This window comes from Actinoplanes sp. NPDC048791, assembly GCF_040650095.1.
Classification (GTDB): Bacteria; Actinomycetota; Actinomycetes; order Mycobacteriales; family Micromonosporaceae; genus Actinoplanes.
Map to the genome: position 1 here is coordinate 1 of NZ_JBEZGQ010000558.1, position 5,589 is coordinate 5,589.

The window sequence follows — 5,589 nt, forward strand, 5'->3', positions numbered from 1 at the left end:
CTCGGCGCGGCCGGCTTCACCCGCACCGACGTCGTCCTCGGCATCGGTGGCGGCGCGGTGACCGACCTGGCCGGGTTCGTCGCCGCGAGCTGGCTGCGCGGCGTGCGCTGGGTGCCGGTCTCCACCTCGCTGCTCGGCATGGTCGACGCGGCCGTCGGCGGCAAGACCGGCGTCAACACCGCCGCGGGCAAGAACCTGGTCGGTGCCTTCCACCCGCCCGCCGGGGTGCTCTGCGATCTCGACGTGCTCGACACGCTGCCCGCCGATGACCTGGTCGCCGGGCTCGCCGAGGTGGCCAAGTGCGGTTTCATCGCGGACCCGGTGATCCTCGACCTCATCGAGGGTGACCCGGCCGCGGCCGCCGACCCGCGCAGTGCCGTGCTGCGGGAGCTGGTCGAGCGGGCGATCCGGGTCAAGGCCCACGTGGTCGGCAACGACCTGCGCGAGTCCGGGCTGCGGGAGATCCTCAACTACGGTCACACGCTGGCCCACGCGATCGAGAAGCACGAGCACTACGCCTGGAAGCACGGCCACGCGGTCGCCGTCGGCCTGATCTACGCGGGGGAGCTGTCCCGGCTGTCCGGCCGGCTGGACGACGGCACCGCGGCCCGCCACCGGGCGGTGCTGACCCTGCTCGGACTGCCGGTCAGCTATCCGGCCGCGGCCTGGCCCGACCTGCTCGCCGCCATGCGCGTCGACAAGAAGACCCGGGCCGACACGTTGCGCTTCGTCGTGCTCGACGGCCTGGCGCGGCCGGGCATCCTCACCGGTCCTTCCGAGCAGACCCTGGTCGAGGCCTACCGGGCGGTGTCCGCGTGAAGACGTACGTCCTGAACGGGCCGAACCTGGGCCGGCTCGGCAGCCGCCAGGTCGACGTCTACGGCGTCACCTCGTACGCCGACCTGGTGAAGCTGTGCCAGGAGGAGGGCCGGGAGCTCGGCCTCGACGTCGAGGTGCGGCAGACCGACGCCGAGCACGAGATGCTGGCCTGGCTGCACGCCGCCGCCGACGAGGAGGCCCCGGTGGTGCTCAACCCGGGTGCCTGGTCGCACTACTCGTACGCGGTCCGCGACGCCTGCGCGATGCTGCGCGCCCCGCTGGTCGAGGTACACATCAGCAACATCCACGCCCGTGAGCAGTTCCGGCACCACTCGGTCGTCTCGGCGGTCGCCACCGGGGTGATCGCGGGCCTCGGCGTCGACGGTTACCGCCTCGCGCTGCAGCACCTCGCCGGCCGCCGTTGACCCGATTCGCCTGTTCACGACTCACGCCGGTAAACTCGCTCGGTCACCTGCACGCTTTCCAGACCATCGCTTTCAAAGACCAAGGCAGGACATGGCTTCCACCAACGACCTGAAGAACGGCCTCGTGCTCAACCTCGAAGGCGCCCTCTGGGCCGTCGTCGAGTTCCAGCACGTCAAGCCGGGCAAGGGCGGGGCGTTCGTGCGCACCACGCTCAAGAACGTCCTCTCCGGCAAGGTCGTTGACAAGACGTTCAACGCCGGCACCCGGGTCGAGACCGCGACCGTGGACAAGCGCACGATGCAGTACCTCTACCAGGACGGTGAGGACTTCGTCTTCATGGACCTGGACACCTTCGAGCAGATCACCGTGCCCGGCCCCACCGTCGGCGACAACGCGAGTTACCTGCTCCCCGAGGCCGAGGCCACCGTCGCCACGCACGAGGGCGTGCCGCTCTACATCGAGCTGCCGACCAGCGTGTTCCTCGAGGTGACCTACACCGAGCCCGGCCTGCAGGGCGACCGCTCCACCGGCGGCACCAAGCCCGCCACCGTCGAGACCGGCGCGACGGTCAACGTCCCGCTCTTCATCACCACCGGTGAGAAGATCAAGGTCGACACCCGCGACGGCCGTTACCTCGGCCGTAGCTGATGGCCGAGGGCCCCAAGACCCAGATGCCGGCGCGCCGCAAGGCGCGCAAGCGGGCGCTGGACGTCCTCTACGAGGCCGACCTGCGCGATCTGCCGCCGGCGCAGGTCCTGGTCACCTACCTGGACCGCATCGAGAAGCCCCGCCCCGACCACCTGGACTACACGGTCAGCCTGGTCGAGGGCGTGGCCAAGAACCTCGACCGGATCGACGAGCTGATCGCCAGCTACGCCGAGGGCTGGACCATCGACCGCATGCCGGTGGTGGACCGCAACCTCGCGCGCATCGCGGTCTTCGAACTGCTCTACGTGGGCGAGATCGACGACCCGGTGGCGATCTCCGAAGCGGTCGAGCTGGCCAAGCAGATGTCCACCGACGACAGCCCGCGCTTCCTCAACGGTCTGCTCGGACGCATCGCCGAATTCGCCAGCAGATAGTTTGGTTTCGCGACGGCCCGGGCCTTTTGGTCCGGGCCGTTCTGTGTTCAAGCTCAAGGTCAAGTTCTGGTCGTGCCTGGTTGCATGGTGCTGACCGTCACTCCCGTCGAGACCGGTCGCTGCGCTCCCTGCCATGTGCTTGCTTGGTTGCGCTTCCGCGCTGCGCGCGAAGGTCAACCCCGCGCTGCGCGAAGGTCAAACCCACGCCGCGCTGAGTGATTCGGTCACCCGCGGTCACGGGATGCGTGCCCGCTGGCGGGCGCTCGCCCCTGTGGGTGATCATGGCAGGGCGGCCATTGACCAGGACCGATCTGGCTGAGAGGAGTCAGGTGGGTGAGGCTCGGGTGACCGATGCGGCGCCGGTGGTGACCGCGTCCGGTCGTGCCGGGCCGTCTTCGGGGCGGGCCGGCCACGCGCGAGATTGTGATCAAGATCGCGGTGGTCGGGGCCGGGTCGGCAACGCTGCGTATCGCGCACCTGGTGCCGTGCCCGCGTTGATCGCTTTGGGTGAGGTCGCCAGGGTGGATGAGGTTGACCGGGGCGGTCACTCGGCGCGGTGACCGAGTGGGCGGGCCGGACCGGGGGAGGGCGCGCTGGTCGGGCGGGCTGGATCGCGGGAGGGCTCGCTGGTCGGGCGGGCTGGATCACGGGAGGGCTCGCTGGCCGGCCGGGGCGGACCGGCGGGAGGGCGCGCTGGTCGGGCGGGACGGACCGGCGGAAGGGCGCGCCGGTCGGGCCGGGCCGGATCGGCGGGAGGGCGCGCCGGTGGAAGCAGGCCGGTGAAGACGCGAAGAGGGGACCCGCTTGTGCGGGACCCCTCTTCGGCGGTGGCGATCAGGAGGCGAAGAACGCCCGCGGGTCGGCGACCAGGACACCCTGCTCGGTCAGGCGCTCGATGAGGCCGGACGGCGAGATGTCGTACACGATGGCGAGCGCGCGCAGGTCGTCCGCACGGATCGACAGGACGCGTCCGTTGTAGTCACCGCGCTGCTGCTGTATGGCCCGGGCGTAGCGTGCGACGTAGGCCAGGTCCTCGCCGGCGGCGTCGTACAGCTTCTCCAGGTCGAGCACGATCTTGTTGGTGGCCTCGAGCCGGACACCACTGCCGTCGGGCAGCAGCTCCGAGACGGGGACGCGGTAGAAGTCGGCCAGTTCGGCGAGGCGTGACACGGTGACGGCGCGGTCGCCACGCTCGTACGAACCCACGACGACGGCCTTCCAGCGGCCGTTCGACTTCTCTTCCACGCCCTGCAGGGACAGGCCCTGCTGCTGGCGGATGGAGCGCAGGCGGGCGCCCAACGACTTGGCGTACTCAGACGGCATTCGGACACTCCCAGTACTGTGCTGGCCCGGAGGGTTCTTCCTCGGATCGCTACGCTGCGTGACGGTACGGAGTTTGCAACCTCTGGTCAAGTGTCGACCGATGAGTCGCCGGGCCCGAGACTGAGTTGCCCGCATTCGTCCGTCTGGTCGGCGGGTCAGCCACGTCACCATGGTCAACGCCGCGCTCACTGGTAACGTAGCGTCAGCCATCAAGCGACCCCTACCCGGGTCTGCTTGACCGACGTCCTTTAACGACCCGTCCCGTGAGGCGGGGAAGGAGGTCCGCCGTGGCATACCCACGCGCAGACACATCCGCCCAGCAGGGCACTTCGAAGATCATCCTTTCCGGGTCCGACCTGCACAGAGTCGTCGACCGGATCGCGCACCAGATCCTGGAGAAGACCTCCGGCGCCACCGGCACCGTGCTGCTGGGCATTCCCACCCGCGGCGTACCGCTGGCCCGCCGGCTGGCCGCCCGCATCCACGCCTTCGAGGGCATCGACGTGCCGGTCGGCGCGCTCGACATCACGCTCTACCGCGACGACCTGCGGCTGCACGCCACCCGCGCGCTCGGCAAGACCGAGCTCCCGGGCGACGGCATCGACGGGCGCCGGGTGATCCTGGTCGACGACGTGCTGTTCTCCGGCCGCACGGTGCGGGCCGCGCTGGACGCGCTCAACGACGTCGGCCGGCCCAGCTCCGTGCAGCTCGCCGTGCTGGTCGACCGCGGCCACCGGGAGCTGCCGATCCGCGCCGACTACGTCGGCAAGAACATCCCCACCGCGCAGTCGGAGAGCGTCCGGGTCTCGCTCGCCGAGACCGACGGCGGCGTGGACGAGGTACGGCTCTCCGGCTCGGAGGAGACTCGATGATCAAGCACCTGCGCTCGGCCGCCGACCTGGACGCCGAGACCGCCACCCTGATCCTGGACACCGCCGGTGAGATGGCCGCCCTGGCCGGCCGCGAGGTCAAGAAGCTGCCGACACTGCGCGGCCGTACGGTGGTCAACCTCTTCTACGAGGACTCCACCCGCACCCGGATCTCGTTCGAGGCGGCGGCGAAGCGGCTCTCCGCCGATGTGATCAATTTCTCGGCCAAGGGCTCCAGCGTGTCGAAGGGCGAGAGCCTCAAGGACACCGCGCTGACCCTGCAGGCGATGGGCGCCGACGCGGTGGTGATCCGGCACCCGGCCAGCGGCGCGCCGCACCGGCTGGCGTCCTGGGTGGATGGTTCGGTGATCAACGCCGGGGACGGCACCCACGAGCACCCGACCCAGGCGCTGCTGGACGCGTACACGATGCGCTCGCGGCTCGGCCGGATCGACGGCCTGCGGGTGACGATCGTGGGTGACGTCCTGCACAGCCGGGTCGCCCGCTCCAACGTGCTGCTGCTCAGCACGCTGGGCGCCGAGGTCACCCTGGTCGGGCCGCCGACCTTGATCCCGGTGGACATCGCCGCCGCGCTGGAGCCGGCCACCAAGGTCTCCTACGACCTGGACAGCGTCCTGCCGGACACCGACGTGGTGATGATGCTGCGGGTGCAGACCGAACGGATGCAGGACTCCTTCTTCCCCTCGGCCCGCGAGTACAGCCGGCGTTACGGCCTCGACGTGCCCCGGATGCGCAAGCTGCCGGAGCACGCGATCGTCATGCACCCCGGACCGATGAACCGCGGCATGGAGATCGCGCCCGAGGTGGCCGACTCCTCCCGCTCCACGATCGTCGAACAGGTCGCCAACGGTGTCAGCGCCCGGATGGCCGTCCTCTACCTGCTGCTCGGAGGCAAGGCATGACCTCGTACCTGATCAAGGGTGTTTCCCTGCTCGGCGCCGCGCCGGCCGACCTGCTGATCCGCGACGGGGTGATCGCCACCGGGACCGACGCGCACGCGGAGGTCATCGACGCCGCCGGTCTGGTCGCCCTGCCCGGCCTGGTCGACC

Annotated in this window: 7 protein-coding genes and 1 pseudogene; 7 read left to right on the forward strand and 1 reads right to left on the reverse strand. The window is 70.2% G+C overall.

All coding sequences use genetic code 11. The annotated features are described in order from the left end of the window. From AB0C29_RS30950 to nusB, 4 genes are all read left to right on the forward strand, one after another. Positions 1 to 819, forward strand: an 819-nt coding sequence (locus tag AB0C29_RS30950) for a 3-dehydroquinate synthase family protein (protein WP_360827535.1), incomplete at its 5' end; no start/stop codon positions are given. Then, complete coding sequence (gene aroQ / locus AB0C29_RS30955) at positions 816 to 1,244, forward strand: type II 3-dehydroquinate dehydratase (RefSeq protein ID WP_360827538.1); 429 nt, start codon at positions 816 to 818, stop codon at positions 1,242 to 1,244. The genes AB0C29_RS30950 and aroQ, both read left to right, overlap by 4 nt. Before the next feature lie 91 nt (positions 1,245 to 1,335). Continuing rightward, on the forward strand, positions 1,336 to 1,893 hold the full coding sequence (gene efp / locus AB0C29_RS30960; RefSeq protein WP_360827541.1) for an elongation factor P: 558 nt from the start codon (positions 1,336 to 1,338) through the stop codon (positions 1,891 to 1,893). A gap of 23 nt (positions 1,894 to 1,916) precedes the next feature. Beyond that, a complete protein-coding gene (gene nusB, locus AB0C29_RS30965; RefSeq protein ID WP_212992722.1) occupies positions 1,917 to 2,327 on the forward strand; it encodes a transcription antitermination factor NusB in 411 nt (136 codons plus the stop codon). Positions 2,328 to 3,161: 834 nt separating this feature from the next. Here the strand turns inward: nusB and AB0C29_RS30970 are convergent. Next, a complete protein-coding gene (locus AB0C29_RS30970) occupies positions 3,162 to 3,650 on the reverse strand; it encodes a transcriptional regulator (RefSeq protein ID WP_015624001.1) in 489 nt (162 codons plus the stop codon). Positions 3,651 to 3,937: 287 nt separating this feature from the next. Here AB0C29_RS30970 and pyrR point away from each other — a divergent pair, with 287 nt between their 5' ends. The 3 genes and pseudogenes from pyrR to AB0C29_RS30985 all read left to right on the forward strand — a co-directional run. Then, entirely contained in the window at positions 3,938 to 4,522 is a 585-nt protein-coding gene (gene pyrR / locus AB0C29_RS30975; protein ID WP_360827544.1) for a bifunctional pyr operon transcriptional regulator/uracil phosphoribosyltransferase PyrR, read from the forward strand. Further along, entirely contained in the window at positions 4,519 to 5,442 is a 924-nt protein-coding gene (locus tag AB0C29_RS30980; protein WP_360556191.1) for an aspartate carbamoyltransferase catalytic subunit, read from the forward strand. Before pyrR ends, AB0C29_RS30980 begins: the two co-directional genes overlap by 4 nt. Next, a pseudogene (locus AB0C29_RS30985) lies at positions 5,439 to 5,589 on the forward strand (dihydroorotase); the annotation flags it as partial. The gene AB0C29_RS30980 and the pseudogene AB0C29_RS30985, both read left to right, overlap by 4 nt.

Bases quoted from the DNA above. Each gene is read 5' to 3' on its own strand.
- AB0C29_RS30970 (WP_015624001.1), bottom strand. From the start codon at position 3,650: ATGCCGTCTGAGTACGCCAAGTCGTTGGGCGCCCGCCTGCGCTCCATC.
- efp (WP_360827541.1), top strand. From the start codon at position 1,336: ATGGCTTCCACCAACGACCTGAAGAACGGCCTCGTGCTCAACCTCGAA.
- nusB (WP_212992722.1), top strand. From the start codon at position 1,917: ATGCCGGCGCGCCGCAAGGCGCGCAAGCGGGCGCTGGACGTCCTCTAC.
- AB0C29_RS30980 (WP_360556191.1), top strand. From the start codon at position 4,519: ATGATCAAGCACCTGCGCTCGGCCGCCGACCTGGACGCCGAGACCGCC.